Annotated in this window: 12 protein-coding genes and 3 tRNA genes; 5 read left to right on the top strand and 10 right to left on the bottom strand. The window is 48.2% G+C overall.

Annotated features, from left to right (window positions below; all coding sequences use genetic code 11):
• From B0475_RS06370 to B0475_RS06385, 4 genes are all read right to left on the bottom strand, one after another.
• Positions 1 to 683, bottom strand: a 683-nt coding sequence (locus B0475_RS06370) for a GTP-binding protein (protein WP_157892747.1), incomplete at its 3' end; no start/stop codon positions are given.
• 44 nt (positions 684 to 727) lie between these two features.
• Positions 728 to 803, bottom strand: a tRNA-Thr gene (locus B0475_RS06375).
• Between the two features lie 7 nt (positions 804 to 810).
• Positions 811 to 884 (bottom strand) — tRNA-Gly (locus tag B0475_RS06380).
• 40 nt (positions 885 to 924) lie between these two features.
• Positions 925 to 1,009, bottom strand: a tRNA-Tyr gene (locus B0475_RS06385).
• Between the two features lie 235 nt (positions 1,010 to 1,244).
• On the opposite strand from B0475_RS06385, the gene B0475_RS06390 reads away from it, so the two are divergent.
• On the top strand, positions 1,245 to 2,036 hold the full coding sequence (locus B0475_RS06390; RefSeq protein ID WP_109862359.1) for a helical backbone metal receptor: 792 nt from the start codon (positions 1,245 to 1,247) through the stop codon (positions 2,034 to 2,036).
• On the opposite strand, the gene B0475_RS06395 is transcribed toward B0475_RS06390, so the two are convergent.
• The 5 genes from B0475_RS06395 to B0475_RS06415 all read right to left on the bottom strand — a co-directional run bounded on the left by B0475_RS06395 (position 2,033) and on the right by B0475_RS06415 (position 8,119).
• Positions 2,033 to 3,646 carry a GDYXXLXY domain-containing protein gene (locus tag B0475_RS06395; protein ID WP_077410943.1) on the bottom strand — a complete coding sequence of 538 codons (1,614 nt, stop codon included), beginning with the start codon at positions 3,644 to 3,646 and terminating at the stop codon, positions 2,033 to 2,035. The genes B0475_RS06390 and B0475_RS06395 overlap by 4 nt on opposite strands.
• Positions 3,639 to 4,628 (bottom strand): DUF2157 domain-containing protein, encoded by a 990-nt coding sequence (locus tag B0475_RS06400; RefSeq protein WP_077410944.1) that lies wholly within the window; start codon positions 4,626 to 4,628, stop codon positions 3,639 to 3,641. Before B0475_RS06400 ends, B0475_RS06395 begins: the two co-directional genes overlap by 8 nt.
• 197 nt (positions 4,629 to 4,825) lie before the next feature.
• A complete protein-coding gene (gene prpC / locus B0475_RS06405) occupies positions 4,826 to 5,956 on the bottom strand; it encodes a bifunctional 2-methylcitrate synthase/citrate synthase (protein ID WP_077410945.1) in 1,131 nt (376 codons plus the stop codon).
• A gap of 1 nt (position 5,957) precedes the next feature.
• Positions 5,958 to 6,845, bottom strand: a complete 888-nt coding sequence (gene prpB, locus B0475_RS06410) for a methylisocitrate lyase (RefSeq protein WP_077410946.1) — start codon at positions 6,843 to 6,845, stop codon at positions 5,958 to 5,960.
• 230 nt (positions 6,846 to 7,075) lie between these two features.
• A complete protein-coding gene (locus B0475_RS06415) occupies positions 7,076 to 8,119 on the bottom strand; it encodes a cyclic nucleotide-binding domain-containing protein (protein WP_077410947.1) in 1,044 nt (347 codons plus the stop codon).
• Positions 8,120 to 8,279: 160 nt separating this feature from the next.
• Between B0475_RS06415 and B0475_RS06420 the strand changes: the two genes are divergently transcribed.
• From B0475_RS06420 to zapE, 4 genes are all read left to right on the top strand, one after another.
• On the top strand, positions 8,280 to 9,830 hold the full coding sequence (locus B0475_RS06420; RefSeq protein ID WP_198538150.1) for an AmpG family muropeptide MFS transporter: 1,551 nt from the start codon (positions 8,280 to 8,282) through the stop codon (positions 9,828 to 9,830).
• A 158-nt stretch (positions 9,831 to 9,988) separates the two neighbouring features.
• The gene (locus B0475_RS06425; RefSeq protein ID WP_077410948.1) at positions 9,989 to 13,633 is read left to right on the top strand and encodes a DUF3857 domain-containing protein; all 3,645 of its coding nucleotides are present in this window, start codon (positions 9,989 to 9,991) and stop codon (positions 13,631 to 13,633) included.
• Position 13,634: 1 nt separating this feature from the next.
• A complete protein-coding gene (locus tag B0475_RS06430) occupies positions 13,635 to 14,300 on the top strand; it encodes an alpha/beta hydrolase (protein ID WP_077410949.1) in 666 nt (221 codons plus the stop codon).
• A gap of 1 nt (position 14,301) precedes the next feature.
• Entirely contained in the window at positions 14,302 to 15,354 is a 1,053-nt protein-coding gene (gene zapE / locus B0475_RS06435) for a cell division protein ZapE (protein ID WP_157892748.1), read from the top strand.
• Between the two features lie 28 nt (positions 15,355 to 15,382).
• On the opposite strand, the gene B0475_RS06440 is transcribed toward zapE, so the two are convergent.
• The gene (locus tag B0475_RS06440) at positions 15,383 to 17,089 is read right to left on the bottom strand and encodes a hypothetical protein (RefSeq protein WP_077410951.1); all 1,707 of its coding nucleotides are present in this window, start codon (positions 17,087 to 17,089) and stop codon (positions 15,383 to 15,385) included.
• Positions 17,090 to 17,179: the final 90 nt, after the last annotated feature.

Here is a 17,179-nt window from a genome sequence, read left to right on the forward strand (position 1 = left end):
GTACCACGACCTGAAATTGAGAAAATGTCTTCAATCGGCATCAAAAATGGCTTATCGGTTTCACGCTCAGGAGTTGGAATGTATGCATCCATCTCATCCAGCAATTTAGCAACTGCTGGCACACCAATATCAGAAGTATCACCTTCCAGTGCTTTCAGCGCAGAACCCATAACCAATGGTGTGTCATCACCAGGGAACTCGTAGTCATTCAACAACTCACGAACTTCCATCTCAACCAGTTCCAACAACTCTTCGTCATCAACCTGATCACATTTGTTCAGGAACACAACAATGTAAGGTACGCCAACCTGACGAGCCAACAGAATGTGCTCACGGGTTTGTGGCATCGGACCATCAGCTGCTGACACAACCAAAATAGCACCGTCCATTTGTGCCGCACCAGTAATCATGTTTTTCACATAGTCAGCATGGCCCGGACAGTCAACGTGTGCGTAGTGACGACCATCAGTTTCGTACTCAACGTGAGCCGTAGAAATGGTGATACCACGCTCTCTTTCTTCCGGCGCGTTATCAATTTGGTCGTAATCCTTAAATTCACCGCCTTGTTTTTCAGCAGCAACTTTTGTGATCGCTGCAGTCAAGGTTGTTTTACCATGGTCAACGTGACCGATTGTGCCCACGTTTACATGGGGCTTCGTGCGTTCAAATTTTTCTTTTGACATGTGTTGCTACTCCAAAAACAAGTAGTTAAAAATAAGTACAGTAGTGGTGCCCATAACTGGAGTCGAACCAGTGACCTCTTCCCTACCAAGAAAGTGCTCTACCGACTGAGCTATATGGGCATTACAATGGAGCGGGTGATGGGAATCGAACCCACGTATTTAGCTTGGAAGGCTAATGTTCTACCATTGAACTACACCCGCTCATCCCAACCATAACCTGATTGTTACGGCTCTTTTAAATTGGTGGAGGGAGGAGGATTCGAACCTCCGAAGTTAAAAACAGCAGATTTACAGTCTGCCCCCGTTGGCCGCTTGGGTATCCCTCCAACGAGCAAAGCACGGCATTTTCGTAGAATATCAGCCGAAAGTCAACAGAAAATACGAGTAATTTTTACCGCTTTTCAAACGCCTTCCGATGTGTCCGAGCAGGATGCGAATTATAGACATAATGCAGTCAATTACAAACATTTTTTTCAGGCTTATTTAATTAACGCTGATTAACCATTCCGGATCGCATTCTTCTGCGGTTACAATGAACAGCTTTTACGCCAGCTGCCAAACATGAAATCCAGTCTCCTTATTTTATTGTTTCACGTCATGATTGTGTCCGCTGATGATACCCAGGTGAGTTGCATCACCCTATCACCCCACCTCACTGAACTGGTGTATTCAGCCGGCGGCGGCGATCTTTTGGCCGGGGTCAGCGCTTACAGCGACTATCCCGATGAAGCCACAGAATTGCCCATCATCGGTGATGCCTTCAGGCTGGATCTGGAACAAATCAAACTACTCAACCCATCAATCATCTTTTACTGGCACCAGGGCACTGCTGCCCAGGTGGTGCGACAACTCTCAGACATGGGCTTTAACATGGTTCGGGTAGACATCCGGACTTTAGCTGACATTCCTCAGGCCATCAGAAAAATCGCCAATATGCTGGGCACCACTCCGGTACCGGAAACAGACCAGTTTGCAGAGGCACTGACTGCATTAAAAGCTCAGGCCACCGGGCAGAAGACTGCCTTGATTCAGATATCTGACAAACCCATTTATACCGTTGGCAGGGATCACTGGATGTCTGAAGCCATCAGCACATGTGGACTACTCAACGTTTATGACAGCCTGGACGCCCCGGCTGTGGCCATTACACTGGAGTCAGCCGTGTTACACAATCCTCAGGTGATTGTCACCACCATGCCATTTGACCAAAACAGCTCTTTGGCTTCATGGACTCAGGTTGAGGCCATTCGCAAGCAACAAGTGGTCGAACTGGAAGCAGATCATTTCACCCGCCCTACCCTGCGGCTTCTGCTGGCCATCAGACAATTGTGCAAAGCCATCCAAACCAACTAATCGAGTCGATTTTCACCAATCAGCTGATGATCTTTGTCATACATCGCAGTGAGCAACAAGGTGCCGTCTTCAGCAACCCGGAATGCACCATACCTGGCCTGATCAAATTTTTTTGCATCACCCTCCTGAAAGAAAAACGCATTGGTGGCAAATTGCACCCGGTTGTTGCGCACCCGGAATTGCATCCCCACCACCTCTTCAATGGTCTCCTCAGGCGGTGTCAATCCCTGGTATCGCCCTACGCCGTGCTCATCCAACTGAACCCACACCAAACCTGTCATATTTGGGGTATTGGTTGACGAAACCGCTCTCCTGATATCGGCGGCAATGGCAAACCGTAACCGCATATAGTCACCCTGCATGATCGAACGCGGATCCGCAGGCGCCAGCTCCAGCAACACCGAACGCCCGTCTGTGATTAAATGCTGCTTGTCTATGATGGCGTGATTAACTCCCAGCAATCCCAGCACAAGGGTCAACAGAGCTGCCAAGCGAGCACTTTTATACACCCCATTGGTTGGCTGTATATCGTTGTTGTTCACGTCAGTGGCTGGCAACACCCGCAGGTAACGCCGTAACAACCACCAGCCCAGCAACATCGACAAGCCAGTGACCATCAGAATCATCGACTTGACCAACAAAGTGGTTTGCAGGTTATGGTAATACCAGCCCACGAAACCCAGCAGTGCCAAGCCGCCCATTACCATTAGCACCGGCTTTTGTCTGGCATAACCCAGCAACAACAACAGCATCGCGCTGCTCAAGCCCAATATAGGAAAGGACAGCAACAACATGACCAGCAAGCCCAAAAAGGCCAGGCGGCCAGCAGGCTGCTTAAACTTAACACCCTGCTCTTGACAAAGGCGCCAAATGAAATAACTCAAAACACCAACCTGCAACACAGTCCGCAGCGGACCTGCCAGCTCAAGCAAGAGGCCTTCTCCTTCCCGTCGATACCAAAACAAATCCAGCAGCCACAAATGGCTGTGCACATTGAGCTGTAATAAAGCCAGTGCCAGTGCATAACCAATGGGTTCATAAAATATCCCATCGGGTTCGCGATCAACCCGATCAAGCCATATCCATACCAGGCATGCCGCCACCAGGGCACTGCCTACGCCGCTGTATACCAACCCCTCATAACCCCAGAACAAAGCAATCACACCGAACCAGGTACTCAAAAACCTGTGCAGGTACTGGCGCATAATGAACACCAAAATGAATTGGTATCCGGCCAATAACAGCAACCAGTCCCGATTGCGAAACTCAAACGTCTCATACAGGCCGAATGCCACCAAAAATTGACCTGTCAGACTGAAGGCAAGCACCAGTTGATCAAAAAAGTCATTGTTCTGATTTTTCCGGTAATAAACAAAGGCACAGCCATTCAGCAACAACCCCATAAACAACAGCACCGGCCCATTATCAAACAACCCAGCCACACCAAAACCCAGAAAACCCAGCAAAAGCAACGCTGCCAACCAACCTGCAAAGCCTTGCAGCACCCGGATATACCAGGGTGAAGAATCCGGTTGTTCAGCAACTGGAGGCATGGCACCCTGGACCAATCCATGTTTTTTCATTCGCTCCCACAGCAACCGATCATTCATGAGACGCCTCCTGCTTAAATGTATGACTGAGTTTACGTATCCAGGACACAGTGGCCGTGGTCATGGCAATCAACAACAAAGCCAATATCAACAACCCGGAAGCGTCCAGATCGCCCAATATGGCTTCACCCAGCGCACATAATATATATACAGTGACTCCAAAGGCCCAGGCAGTGAGCAACAACAGGTCTTTGCGAAGGTAACGTAAAAAACCGTAAACGGCTGCCATCATTATCAGAAATATCAAAGTAAATACACCATGCGATACCCGGTACCCCCAAATACCCTCTAATCCCACCAGTACCAGCAGGTAAATCACTACCAGGCCACTCACCTGAGCTGCCCAGCGATGCGACAAACCCAGCCACTTTGGTTGTTTTTGTGCGTGACACAACCAATCAATCATTATCCAGACCAAGCCATTGAGCACCAGATAAGCCCAGATTTTATGCCGAGAAGTAAACATCAGGCCCAACAGGTTACGATTCACATCAAAATACAGGGCGAGTGCTGTGTTCATCAGTGCCAGCCAAAATAGCCACAAAGCCTCTGATCGGCCAAACAGCACGACCGGTAAAATCAACACCGCCCAGGTGGCGAATAATTGCCAGGGGTCGGCACCTGTTTGATAGGTCTGCCCGAACAGAGCAAGCAAAGCCCCCAGCACCAACACAGCACTCAGCAACAGGGCCTGAGCCACCCAGGCATTTCCTGGTTTCCAGACATACACCAATACCACTGCAACCAACAGGCTTTGTAACATAGCAAACTTGACCATGTGGCCCATGTCATTCCAGTTGTAAGCAAAAAAGAACACCACACCCACCGCCAGTGATAACAAACCCAGCAACACAAGCACCCTGCTGATAAAGCCAAACCAGCCTCGCCTGTCTGCCCGCTCACCTGCCAACACCAGGGCCTGATGTTTCTTGGCGTGATCAATGTGGCCCGCATTGAACCAGTCTTCAATTGTTTTATGCATCAAACCTTCCTCTTGTCATTACATATTAATCCTGACCATCATAACGTGATTTTTGATTACACCAGTCTCTTGACTCATGCGGTTCACATGATAAGACCATGGTATCACGCATTAAACCCTGGTGAAGCGGACTAAACCAGCAGACAAAAAAAAGCCCGCTGAAGACGGGCTTTGACTCACAGATCACATCTGTCAATTCAGTCTCGATCACTGATCGGTCCCACTTTTCGGGTATCCGGACCGGTGTAATCGGCATTGGGCCTGATGATGCGGTTGTTTTCCCGCTGCTCCATGACATGTGCTGTCCAGCCAGTCACCCGTGACATGACAAAAATCGGGGTGAACAACTCTGTGGGAATACCCATGAAGTGATATGCAGAAGCGTGAAAGAAGTCGGCATTAGGGAACAGTTTTTTCTCATCCCACATTTTCTTCTCAACCGCGCAACTGACAGGGTATAACACCGTGTCACCGGCTTCTTCAGCCAACTGTTCAGACCAGCGCTTGATGATGGCATTGCGTGGGTCACGTTCGGTATAAACCGCATGACCAAAACCCATGATCAGGGTCTTGTTGGCCAACATCTCATCAATGGCCGCCGTCGCTTCTTCAGGAGTTGACCATTGCTGAATCATGTCCATGGCAGCTTCGTTGGCACCACCATGCAAGGGGCCTCGCAGGGCGCCAATGGATGCCGTTACACAAGAATGAATGTCTGACAGTGTTGAAGCCACCACCCGTCCGGTGAAGGTCGATGCATTGAACTCATGCTCAGCATAGAGAATCAATGACACATCCATCACCCGTGCATGTAACTCACTGGGCGCTTTGCCATGCAGCATTTCCAGAAAATGGGCACCCACGCCATCAATCTCTGAAGCAGTCTCAATCCGCACGCCTTCATGAACAAACTTATACCAGTAACAAATAATGGAAGGAAAAATCGCCACCAGGCGATCGGCCTTATCCAATTGCTGAGCAAAGTCAGTTTCACCTTCCACATTACCCAAAATAGAACAACCGGTCCGCATCACATCCATCGGATGGGCAGATGCCGGAATCAATTCCAGGGTCTTTTTCACTGCTTCTGGCAATTCACGTAAGCTGTTGATTTTCTTTTTGTAGGCGTCCAGTTCAGCCTGGTTTGGCAATTTACCGTGCAAAATCAGATACGCGGTTTCATAAAATGAGGCATTGGTGGCCAGGTCATCAACGTCATATCCGCGGTATGTCAGGCCTGCACCGATTTTACCAACGGTGCATAATTTGGTTTCTCCGGCACTTTGTCCCCTGAGGCCGGCTCCACCGGCTTTCTTGGCATTTCCCATGTTATTTATCCTCTGAAAATAATTGATCTAATTTTTGTTCATAGCTGTGGTAATCCAGGTAACCATACAGCTCCTCTCTGGTTTGCATGATGTTCAGCACATCTTTTTGATGGCCGTTTTTCAGAATGGACTGATAAACCGTCTCAGCCGCTTTGTTCATGGCCCGGTAAGCACTGCAACAATACAGCACGATATCGACCCCCTGCGCGCTCAACTCATCACTGGTGAACAATGGCGTATGACCAAATTCAGTGATGTTCGCCAGAATCGGTACCTTGACCGCTGCTTTGAAACGCTGATACTGATCCAGGGTTTTCATGGCCTCTGGAAAAATCATGTCGGCCCCAGCTTCCACACAAGCCACCGCCCGCTCAATGGCAGCCTCTTCACCTTCAATCGCCAGGGCATCAGTTCTGGCCATGATGACAAAGTTTTCATCTGTTCTGGCATCCACTGCAGCCTTGATGCGATCAACCATCTCGCCCTGAGAAACCACTTCCTTATTTGGTCTGTGACCACACCGTTTTTGTGCCACCTGGTCCTCAATGTGCATGGCGGCGGCGCCTGCTTTGATCACTGAACGGGTGGTTCGGGCAATGTTAAAAGCCCCACCCCAACCAGTGTCCACGTCAATCAGCAGCGGTAAATCACAAACATCAGTGATCCGCCTGACATCAGTCAGCACATCTTCCAGGGATGATATACCCAGATCAGGCATGCCCAATGAATTGGCAGCCACACCACCGCCGGATAGATAGATGGCCTGATGACCAATGGCTTTGGCCATTCTGGCAGTGTATGCATTGATGGTGCCCACTACTTTAAGTGGTTGATGCTGTTCAACAGCCTGTCTGAATTTCAAACCGGCACTGGAATTTGATTGTGTCATATCGTGTGAATGCTTTGTGGGTCTTTACATGGCAATGAGCTGTCATGAAACACCAGAATCTGAACCAATGGCTGCGCAATATCCGAGGCCATCACGGGCTTCATTGTTCAGTCAGCAATTTCAGTTTGACCCAGGTTTATGGTCGGACAATGGCCGCTGATTTGAAGCGGCCATATTGTAGCAGATGAGTACCTTTTTAGCCAGCCGGAATGGCTGCGGCAAGTGCGATTTCAGACATCCAACGAACGCACCAGACCACCGATCCCCCCTTGAAGGGCATACACATCATATCCAAGAGTGGCCAGCGTAAAGGCGGCTGAGGCACAACGGGACCCCATGTTGCTGCAGGTGATGATTTCCCGGCTGAGATCGATCCTGGAAATTTTTTTGCGCAGTTGAGTCAGCGGAATGTTCATTGAACCCTGAATACCCTGATGAGAATATTCTTCCACCTCCCTGACATCAAGTAACGTGGCTCCATTGGCAATTTTTTCGAGGGCTGTCTGAGCGGTGATCCAGCGGACCACATGGGCTTTAAGTAACTTGGAGAACTTTTCCCCGGCCAATTTCATTAACAAACCATCGGTGGTCATTCTGATCGAGGCATTGCGGGGTTCATTACTGACCAGTGCCGATTCACCGAACAATGTGCCTTTGCCCAGATCGGCGACTTTTTGCTCACCTTCAGCTACCACTTGAAAAACTTCAGCTTCACCGTTGGCAATGATGTAACAATAATCACCCGGATCACCTTCGGAAATGACTTCCTCACCGGCTTTGACCTGGCGTGATTCCAGCTCATCAAACAACTCACCCACATTACCTTGAGGCAGCATCTGCACCGATTGGCTTTTCAACAGTCCAACCACCCATTCATAAGAACTGTGACCGCGCAAGGGGCTATCCTGGGACGCGGCCTCATAGCAGCCATTCCAGACTTTGAAGTGATCCAGCAATGTGGAACTGATCTGAAATCCAGAGGCTTGTACCGAATCGACAATGGCATCCATGGTGTTGCTTTTATTGGCATCACCAATCGGGTATTTTGATTGTAAGGAGGTCGACTTAATGACTTTTTCACGACCTTTGTCAGTGACCACTTTGACCACACCTTTGGTCAGGTATTTGGTGTTTTCCGCACGGCGGTTGATGGCATAGAGCTTTTCTCCTTTTTGTTTGTCAAAAAATTCCAGCTCCTTCAACAACAAAGGATAAAACTTCAAATCGATTTTATTGAACGGATAATATTGCTGTAAATCTTCGGCTCTGATCATTCAACCCTTCCATAATCCTCTTTTTGAATAAATCATAACCGATTTAAAAAAATAACACAAAAATAAAGCCCTGCCCTGACAGAACAACTCACATCGCCTTGTTTCTGAACAGGTATGGCTGTCCAATCATGATAAACTGCCCCTTTTGCCCGTCTCAGCCATGTCAGATACGCTCAAACACCTGTTGCACCCCAAATTCTTACACATGACGTTGTTTGGCTTTTCAGCCGGGATACCCTACTTCCTGATATTTTCATCCTTATCGCTCTGGCTGGATCAGGTGGGTGTGGAAAAATCAGCCATTACTTATTTCAGTTGGGCTGCGCTGGGTTATTCATTTAAATACCTCTGGTCTCCGCTGGTTGACCGCTTACCCATTCCCTACCTGACCAGGAAAATGGGGCAAAGACGCGCCTGGCTCTTATGTATCCAATTGCTGATCATGGTGGCCATTTCACTGATGGCAATGACTGATCCGGCCAGCAGTGTCAGCGCCCTGACACAAATGGCCCTGGCCGTGACCTTGCTGGGCTTTTCTGCCGCCACTCAGGACATCCTCATCGATGCCTGGCGAATCGAAGCTTCCACTGACAAGGACATCGCCATGTTGTCATCTGTCTATACCGTCGGCTATCGTCTTGGTATGCTGACGTCTGGAGCCGGTGCCCTGTACATCGCCGCTTACCTGGGCACCAGCATGGACCAATACAATTACTTTGCCTGGAAAATCAGTTACCTGAGCATGGCAGCCACCATGCTGATTGGTATCGGCACCACTTTGTGGATCAAAGAACCGAAAAAGGCAGCAGCCCTGGTCCACCAAACCAGTGATTACCTGGCTGTGGTGGGGGTGTTTATCATTTGTGTAACGGTATTGATCCTGAGTTATCAGTTGACTGCTGATTTTTTCCAGTCATTCAGGAACCAGTTATTTGCGTGGAGTCAGAACCGGCCTCTGTCAGCAACCCTGACCACTGCCAGTCAATTGTTGCTGGCATTGTGCCTGGCCACCATCACCGCCAGGTTGGTTGCCACCACACGTTGGGTCAATACAGACATGATCAAAGACGTTTACTGGTCGCCGGTGAAGGACCTCTTCCTGCGACACAGACAACACATCTGGCTTTTGGTTGGCATCATTTGCCTGTACCGGATTTCCGACATCGTGATGGGCGTAACGGCCAATTTATTTTATCAGTTCAAAGGCTTTGATCTGGATGAGATTGCCAGCATCGTTAAAACCTTTGGCTTATTCATGACCATCGGTGGCGGTATTCTGGGCGGATTTCTCGTGGTTCGTTATGGCATCATGCGCATCATGATCATTGCCGCCGTGCTTTCTGCCGCCACCAACTTGTTGTTCATGATGATGGTCAACATGGAGAAAAGCCTGGTATTTCTGACCTTCATGATTTCAGCTGACAACCTGTCTCAGGGCATGGCGCTCACAGCGTTTGTGGGCTTTCTGTCTCTGTTGGTCAACCGCCAGTTCACCGCAGTGCAATATGCCATGTTCAGCTCTGTAATGACACTGTTTCCCAAAATCCTTGGCGGTTATTCCGGCGGCATGGTTGAACAGATGGGCTACGCGAATTTTTATCTGATGACTGCAGTCATCGGCATCCCGGTGGTGCTGATGCTGTTGTACGCGCGTAAAAACCAGGTGTTTGAATTTGACCAGCAGTCAGATCAGAAAACAAGTCCCCATTGATACATCAGACACCAAACTGGGTGTTATAATGCGGCCTTTTTTATTGATCCAATGCCGTCAACTCATGGCGTGACTTTGCAGCATTGACTGGCACCTCAGGATCAATGAAGATAAAAATTATTTTCAATGAATAAACCATCACAATTAAGGGAATAATCATGTTGTACAAATCTGTTTTACTGACCATGTTGATCTGCTGGATGCACATCCCCACGGTTGCTGCCAAAGAAACGCGCATAAATCACCTCAATCTGACCATCCAACTCGATGACAACTGGGTGATCAAAGAACATCCGGTTGCTGACCTGGCATTAATGAATAACACCACTGCAGAAGCAATAGTCATCCATAAGGTGCCACTGTCTACCTTCAATCAGGCAGATCAACTGCCACAGAACCTCACCGAATTCAAAACCTATATCAAAGAAAACTACCTGCAATCGCAGATGAACTTACTTTCGGGCATGCTCAATGATGAGACAAAAGTGAAAGCCAATGTGAGCATCAATGACATGCAAGGCCCACTGATTACAATGGTCGGCAAGATCAATCAAATGCCCATGAAGTTTTACATGTGGATGGCCTGGCAAGGCAATGGTGCATATGCAATCAATTACGTATCACCTGGATTTCTGAATCGGGAAGAAGCTGATTTTACCAAACTGGCGAAAAAAATCTCTCTCACCGATGAGCAGGCCAACCCTTTTCTGGTCAGCAGTTTGGTTCAGCTTGATCCCAGCAAATCACCGCTGATTAACCAGCAATTTAATTTACAACTCAGTCAGTTTGAAGGTTACATCCTGGTAGATAACAAGGAATTAGAGTTAAGCAGCAATGAACATTTCTACACCTTCATGCTGATTAATCAAAAAAATGGAGATTTTATCCTCAGTATTCCACATTGCTTCCCCATGGATCAAGCCACCATGCAAGCCACTCTGAAAACCGTCGCCTCATTCTGGTTGGATGCCGCCTATGAGCATGGCCAGTTCGATTCAGGTGGTGTGCAAGTACCATATATCGAGGCACATGGGATCAGTGAAGACATTAAACAACTCAGCCTGCAGGCAACTTTCAAACAAATCGGGGACTGTAATCATGCCATTATGATTGCCACCAGCGATACCTTGGAAAGTGCCCAAAACCTTAATTTGGTCTATGCGCATTTAAAGCCATTAGCAGCAAGCCAAAAGTCTGTTTCATTGATGGATGGGCAGTATGATCAGGGTTACGCCGGTTACTATTACTCCATAGGAGAGCGTCTGGCTGAGGAAGGTTATGATGCCACAGAGTTTTATGCAGCAGCGTATCAGTTTGACCCTTCCATCGAACACCTTAATTTGTTGCTCAACCAAATCAATTCCGCCGGAGATTACCTCAGGGGCCTGAGTATCATCAGGCAATCAGATCAAAATGTCAGACAGCAACCGGTTATCCTCAGCTGGCATGCCTGGTTCTTACAAAAAACCGAAGCCTATGAAGCGGCCATCGAAACGTATGCGGCACTGTTTGCCACAGATCATCAATCCGATGAAGACTTGCTGACCTACCTGGACCTGCTGGAGAACAAACAACGTTGGCAAGCCGCCCATCAGTTAGTTGACCAGCACATTGGCAACATGACCCGCCGCTCTACAGGGCTTGGACGATTGATCAAATACGCCGGTTACAACCAGCAACCAGAAGCCGTGAAACAAACACTGAATCTGTTGCAGGAAGAACAGCGCATCGACCTGGACAACATTTATGACGTCCTGGATGGGTTGTACGAAGTTAAACTCATGGATACCCTGATGTCCGTTTTGGATGATCAATTGATACTGTATCCGGATCATGTTGGGTTGACGTTTTATAAAGGCGACATCCATTTTGTCAATGGCGAATATGATCAGGCCTTGGCTGCCATGGAAAAAGCCAGCGTGCTGTCACCTGATAATGACCGGATCAGCAGTTATCTGAAAAACATTCAGCTGAACATGGGACTGGGCAATTACCAGCTGGTCAATCAACCACTTGAAGCAGTTGAGCCACCCAAAGTACTGCTTGACAAAATCAAGCAGCAGACCTACCAACACCCGGACAGTGACGTGGAGTACCTTTATTACACAGTGGGATATGGCTTCCAGCCAGGTGAGCCACTTACGACCAGTTATGCACGAAAAATAAAAATCAATAACCCCAACGGAGTAGAACAGTTCAAGACCATTACTTTTGATTTTGACCAAAGTTATGAACATGTTTACCTCAACGAATTCAAAGTCCTCGACGAACAAGGCAAGGTCATACAGGAAATAGACCGAAAATCAATATTCCTTACCAACAACCCAGATGGCATCACTGCTGATGATGACATGGTGGTCAACATCCCAGTGCCCAATATTCGTCCCGGTGTTGAGATCGAATACCGCATCACCACTGTTTCCAAATCGAAGCCAGACGAGATTCCTTACAGTAAACACTTTTTTGTGTCGACATATCCAATGTCTTTCAAAGCCGTATTCATCCATGGTGAAACAACAGGCATCAACCACATCAGCCGCCAGCCTTTGTCTGAACATCAGTCAACCAACCTGCTGGTGTGGAGCACAACACAAGTCAAAGAGCTGGTCTATCAAAACCTGATGCCACAGCTTGAGGACATGAGTAATTGGCTGATTATCAACCCGGCGCAAAAATCCTGGGAAGCGATTGGTATAGATTACTTGCAGATGATTGACAAAAAACTCAACACAACGCTGTCCAAAGCCAGAACCATGGCTATTTTTGGTGATGCCAGAACCACCGGAGATAAAGTTGTTAAAGCCGCCCGGTATATCCAACAAAATATTAATTACCAAGCTCTGGAGTTTGGTACCAGGGCAATGATCCCAAACACTTCAGACCAAACACTGCAAAACGGTTACGGCGATTGTAAGGATCATGCCGTTTTACTGGCTGATCTGCTTAACTCAGCCGGAATCCCGGCTCATCTGGCACTGGTGGAAACCCGCAGAACGGTTAACCCGGAAATGCCTGCCCTCGATCAGTTTAATCATGCCGTGGTTTACCTGCCGGATTACCAGAATGGGATGTTCATTGACACCACCGACAAGGAGTTAACCATTGGTCCTGCCTACCCACCTGAAAACTTACAAGGCAGCACGGCTCTGGTACTGGACCCCGAAAAACCTTATCTGACTGAAATCCCTAAAGGCCAGGCTCAAAACAACACCATTGTGGTTGATCGTGAGCTGAAAAGATCTCTTGAACACATTGAAATCACCGACACCATCATGATGACCGGTTACAAAGCATCCGGCATGCGTTACACCCTGAAGAACAACGCCAGCAATGAATTACAACAAAACGTCCAGTCCTGGATTGCAGAATCTTATTCAGACCTGGAATTGGTTTCATTCGAATATTTTGGCCTGGGTAACAATCAGGAACCGTTGATACTGGAATTAAAAACCCGGCTGAGCGCTGATCAGGGTTTGAAGCATTTGCCTTTCTTCATGGAAAAAAATTACCTCGACATGAACCACAACCCTGGCCGCAGTGAAGGGTATCAAACCCGGTCCCCATTTGTGTTCAAAAGCACAACATCAGTGTCTCCTGATTTCAGGATTCAGCTGTCTCCGGCAGAGGTCAATGCATCTGATCACCAGGCAACTGAATGGGCAATCAGCCAACAACAGGGCAAACTTTTCTTTGTGACTGAAAATAAATGGTATCAGGGGTCTCCTGAGTCCTATAATCAGTACGTCACAACCATGAAGAAAGCCATTAACCAATTAGAAAACAGCATTCAATTGAGTGAATAACATGAGCGAAGAAATCACCGAATTTCCCAAGGAATCCAAAGTCATCATGATCCCCGGCCCTGCTGGCCAGATCGAATGCCTGACCGCACCACCTGAAGTCGATGCGGTAGACAAAAACCGTGTGGCATTGATCTGCCACCCTCACCCACTGTATGGCGGTACCATGCGCAACAAAGTGACCCACATGCTGGAAAAAGCGTTTCGGGACATGGGTGCACACACCGTACGCTTCAACTTCAGGGGCGTGGGTGAATCAGATGGTGTCTTTGATGATGGTGTGGGCGAAGCCGATGACCTGATGGCGGTCTACCAATGGGCCAAAAAAACCATGCCACACTGTAAATTCTGGCTGGCCGGTTTTTCTTTTGGCTCTTATGTAGCCTTGCGCGCTGTACATGACATCAATCCAGAGCAATTCATTACAGTAGCGCCGCCAGTTGAGCGTTATGACTACACAGAACTGGACGCACCAGAATGCCCGTGGTTGGTGATTCAGGGTGATGAAGATGATGTGGTCAGCCCCAGAGCCGTTTATGAATATGTTGAACAACAAAACCCCAAACCTCAGTTGGTCACCATGAAAGCCGGACACTTCTTTCACCGACGTTTGCTGGACCTCAAAGGTGCGGTGAAAAATGGCATCCTCAGACAAGTCAATACCGATTGAAATGACGACCGGGCCCAAAGCCACCTATCAGTCTGAGCTGGATGCCGGTGTTATCTGGCATGATGCCTTGCAGGAAGGTGTGGTTGATGAATTTCAGCGCCTGCATGATGCACTGCAACAAAGCAAAACCAATAAATGGTTTTTTCAAAAACCAGATCCTGCACCACAAGGCATCTATATTTTTGGTTCAGTGGGACGAGGCAAAACCCATTTGATGGATCTGTTTTATGACAGTTTGCCTGAGCATGTTGGCAAACAACGCCAACATTACCATGAATTCATGCTGTGGCTTCACCAGCAGTTAAGGGAACATGGCGACACCAAAAACCCTTTGGTGCATATCTGCAGACAACTGGCAAAAACCACCCGGGTGCTGTGCCTGGATGAATTCCTGGTCAATGACATCGCCAATGCCATGTTGCTGGCCGGCATGCTGGAAGCGTTCAGCCTGCATGGCATTGCCCTGGTAACCACTTCCAACGTCAAACCCGATGACCTGTATCAGGATGGTTTGCAACGGGCCAAGTTTTTACCTGCCATTGCCTGGATCAATCAACACATGAAAGTCATGCATCTGGATGGCGCTCATGACTATCGACAGCAGCAGGAACAATCCCATGAAGACTGGTATTATCCGGTGAATGAATCCAGCAACCTGCACATCCGTGAGCGTTACCTGGAACTCAGTGCCAGGGAACCGGCTTCAGATGTACCCTGGCTGATCAATGACCGTAAACTCGACATCATCCGTTTTTCACAAAACACCCTTTGGTGTGACTTCACTGCCTTATGCGAACAACCGAGAAATGCTGCCGATTACATCGCCATCGCTGAACGCATTGAAAATCTGGTGCTTCAGAACATCCCAGCCATGAGTGCTGATAATGACAGCGAGGCCCGTCGTTTCATCACGTTGATTGATGTGTTGTATGAACAAAACGTCAAAGTCGTGGCTCAGGCGGCTTGTCATTATAAAATGATTTACCAGGGCAACAAATTGGCTTTTGAATTCCAGCGTGCCGCATCAAGATTGGCTGAATTGTTACTGGCCTGATGGCTTCATGGCCAATCAGAGCTGATGGTTAATCAAAGTCACTGGCGAATGTCACATCAGAGATCAACCCATAAACCTCCTGCGACATTTTACTGGTTTGTCCAGCCCAGGTGTTGGGTATGATGTCATCCGACATGGCCGTGCTGGTGGTCCTGATACCAAACTCTTCAGGCAATGGCGCATCCAAAACAAAAGTAAAATCGCCAGCACCATCGGCCACCGCAGAACCAAGGTACTGTAAGGCCTCTTCATGCTCATCACCATCATCCAGATAAAGATCAATCAGGCAGCCAGGACATGGGCTCGGATCGCCAAACACATTGCTCAGGTGCGAACCACCTGACACATTGACCCCATCAACCTGAGTGACCACAGCCGGCTCAAAGGTTCTGATGTCAGTCGCCAGCATGGGACCCAATTCAAAATATTTTTCCGGGCCATCAACGACTATGTTGCCACGCACCGTATTACCCCCATCTCTGAAGGCCTGATTACTGGTGTCACTCCACAACATGGCTCCTTTGGTGTTTTCAAAACCATTGCGTGATGAGTCAATGATGTTTTCGATGATCAGGTGACCATTGTTCTGTGGAGATGTGACATTGGTCTGTGTAGAAAACTTAATGCCTTGTCCACACACGCCAATTGACTGGCCGTTTATATCCTGACCAATCACATTCAGTTCCAGGGTATGTAAAGCACCAAAAACAGTCAGCGCCTCAGGTGGTGTATCATTGGTGCTGCGGATGTTTTGCAGACCTGCGAACACATTCCCGGTGACCAGCAATCCGGTTCCAGCTGCAGAAATGCCAGCTCCACCAAACCATTCATCATCATCCAATGGTGGTACAACGGGATTAAATGGAGAAGTAAATGTGCGGCATTGAAGAGCTTGCGGCACAACAGGAACCGTCCCATTGATGTTGGTACCGATCCAATTATCCCGGATCACAACCCCAGAGGTTGAAGAATTCACTTCCACGGCAAAAGTTCCGGCACCGGTGATGATGTTTTCTGACACCGTCAGATTATCGGCTTTGCTGGTGGACAACACGCCATGGTTACCAGCCAGGTCATTGGCATCATTTGCCAGATCGCTGAAAGCCATGTTTTGACCATCCGGGGTCAATCCCCAGGTGTTGTTGGTAAACGTAATGGATTCTTCTTTGGCATGAATGCTCATTCCTCCCAAAAACCCCAGATTCTGGACCAATACATCACTGAGTTCAATTTCGAGTGTCGTTCCTCCGTCGATCATTACCCGGGGCATCTCCTGGTTTTGCTGAACCTGAACAGCAGGACCACTCAGGATCACTGGCCCATCAACATCCGTGACACTTTGCGGATATAAACCAAACGCACTGTTGCTCGGAGCATCATCAATCGGAATGATCCATTGTCCACCAGAAAACTGACCATCGTCTGCATCTCCATTGGTGCCGTTCAATCCAGTAAAGACAATGGTGACCGGCGTACAGCCGGTACAAAACGCATCATCTGAAATTGCTCCGGCTTCTCTCAAAGCCCGCCTTAAAGTACATTTCCCTGCTCCAGAACCAGTGGTATCCGGAAAAAATAAACCACCCTGAGTGTAACCACAGGTGTGGTTGTTGTGACCGGGCTCTTCATCCAATGCCCAATCCACTATGATGGTGGTTTGTGCACCAACCTGAAAAACCATCATTGACCCAATCAGGGTCATCAATACAGTTAATAACAATGACTGCTTAAACATCGTTCGCTCCTTTTCGATTACCAGAATGACAACCCATGATCGTCGCGGCAGATGGTAGTGAAAGGTGTGGATTTAGACTTGAAATAAACC

The sequence above is a fragment of the Marinicella sediminis genome (assembly GCF_002000055.1).
Classification (GTDB): domain Bacteria; phylum Pseudomonadota; class Gammaproteobacteria; order Xanthomonadales; family Marinicellaceae; genus Marinicella; species Marinicella sediminis.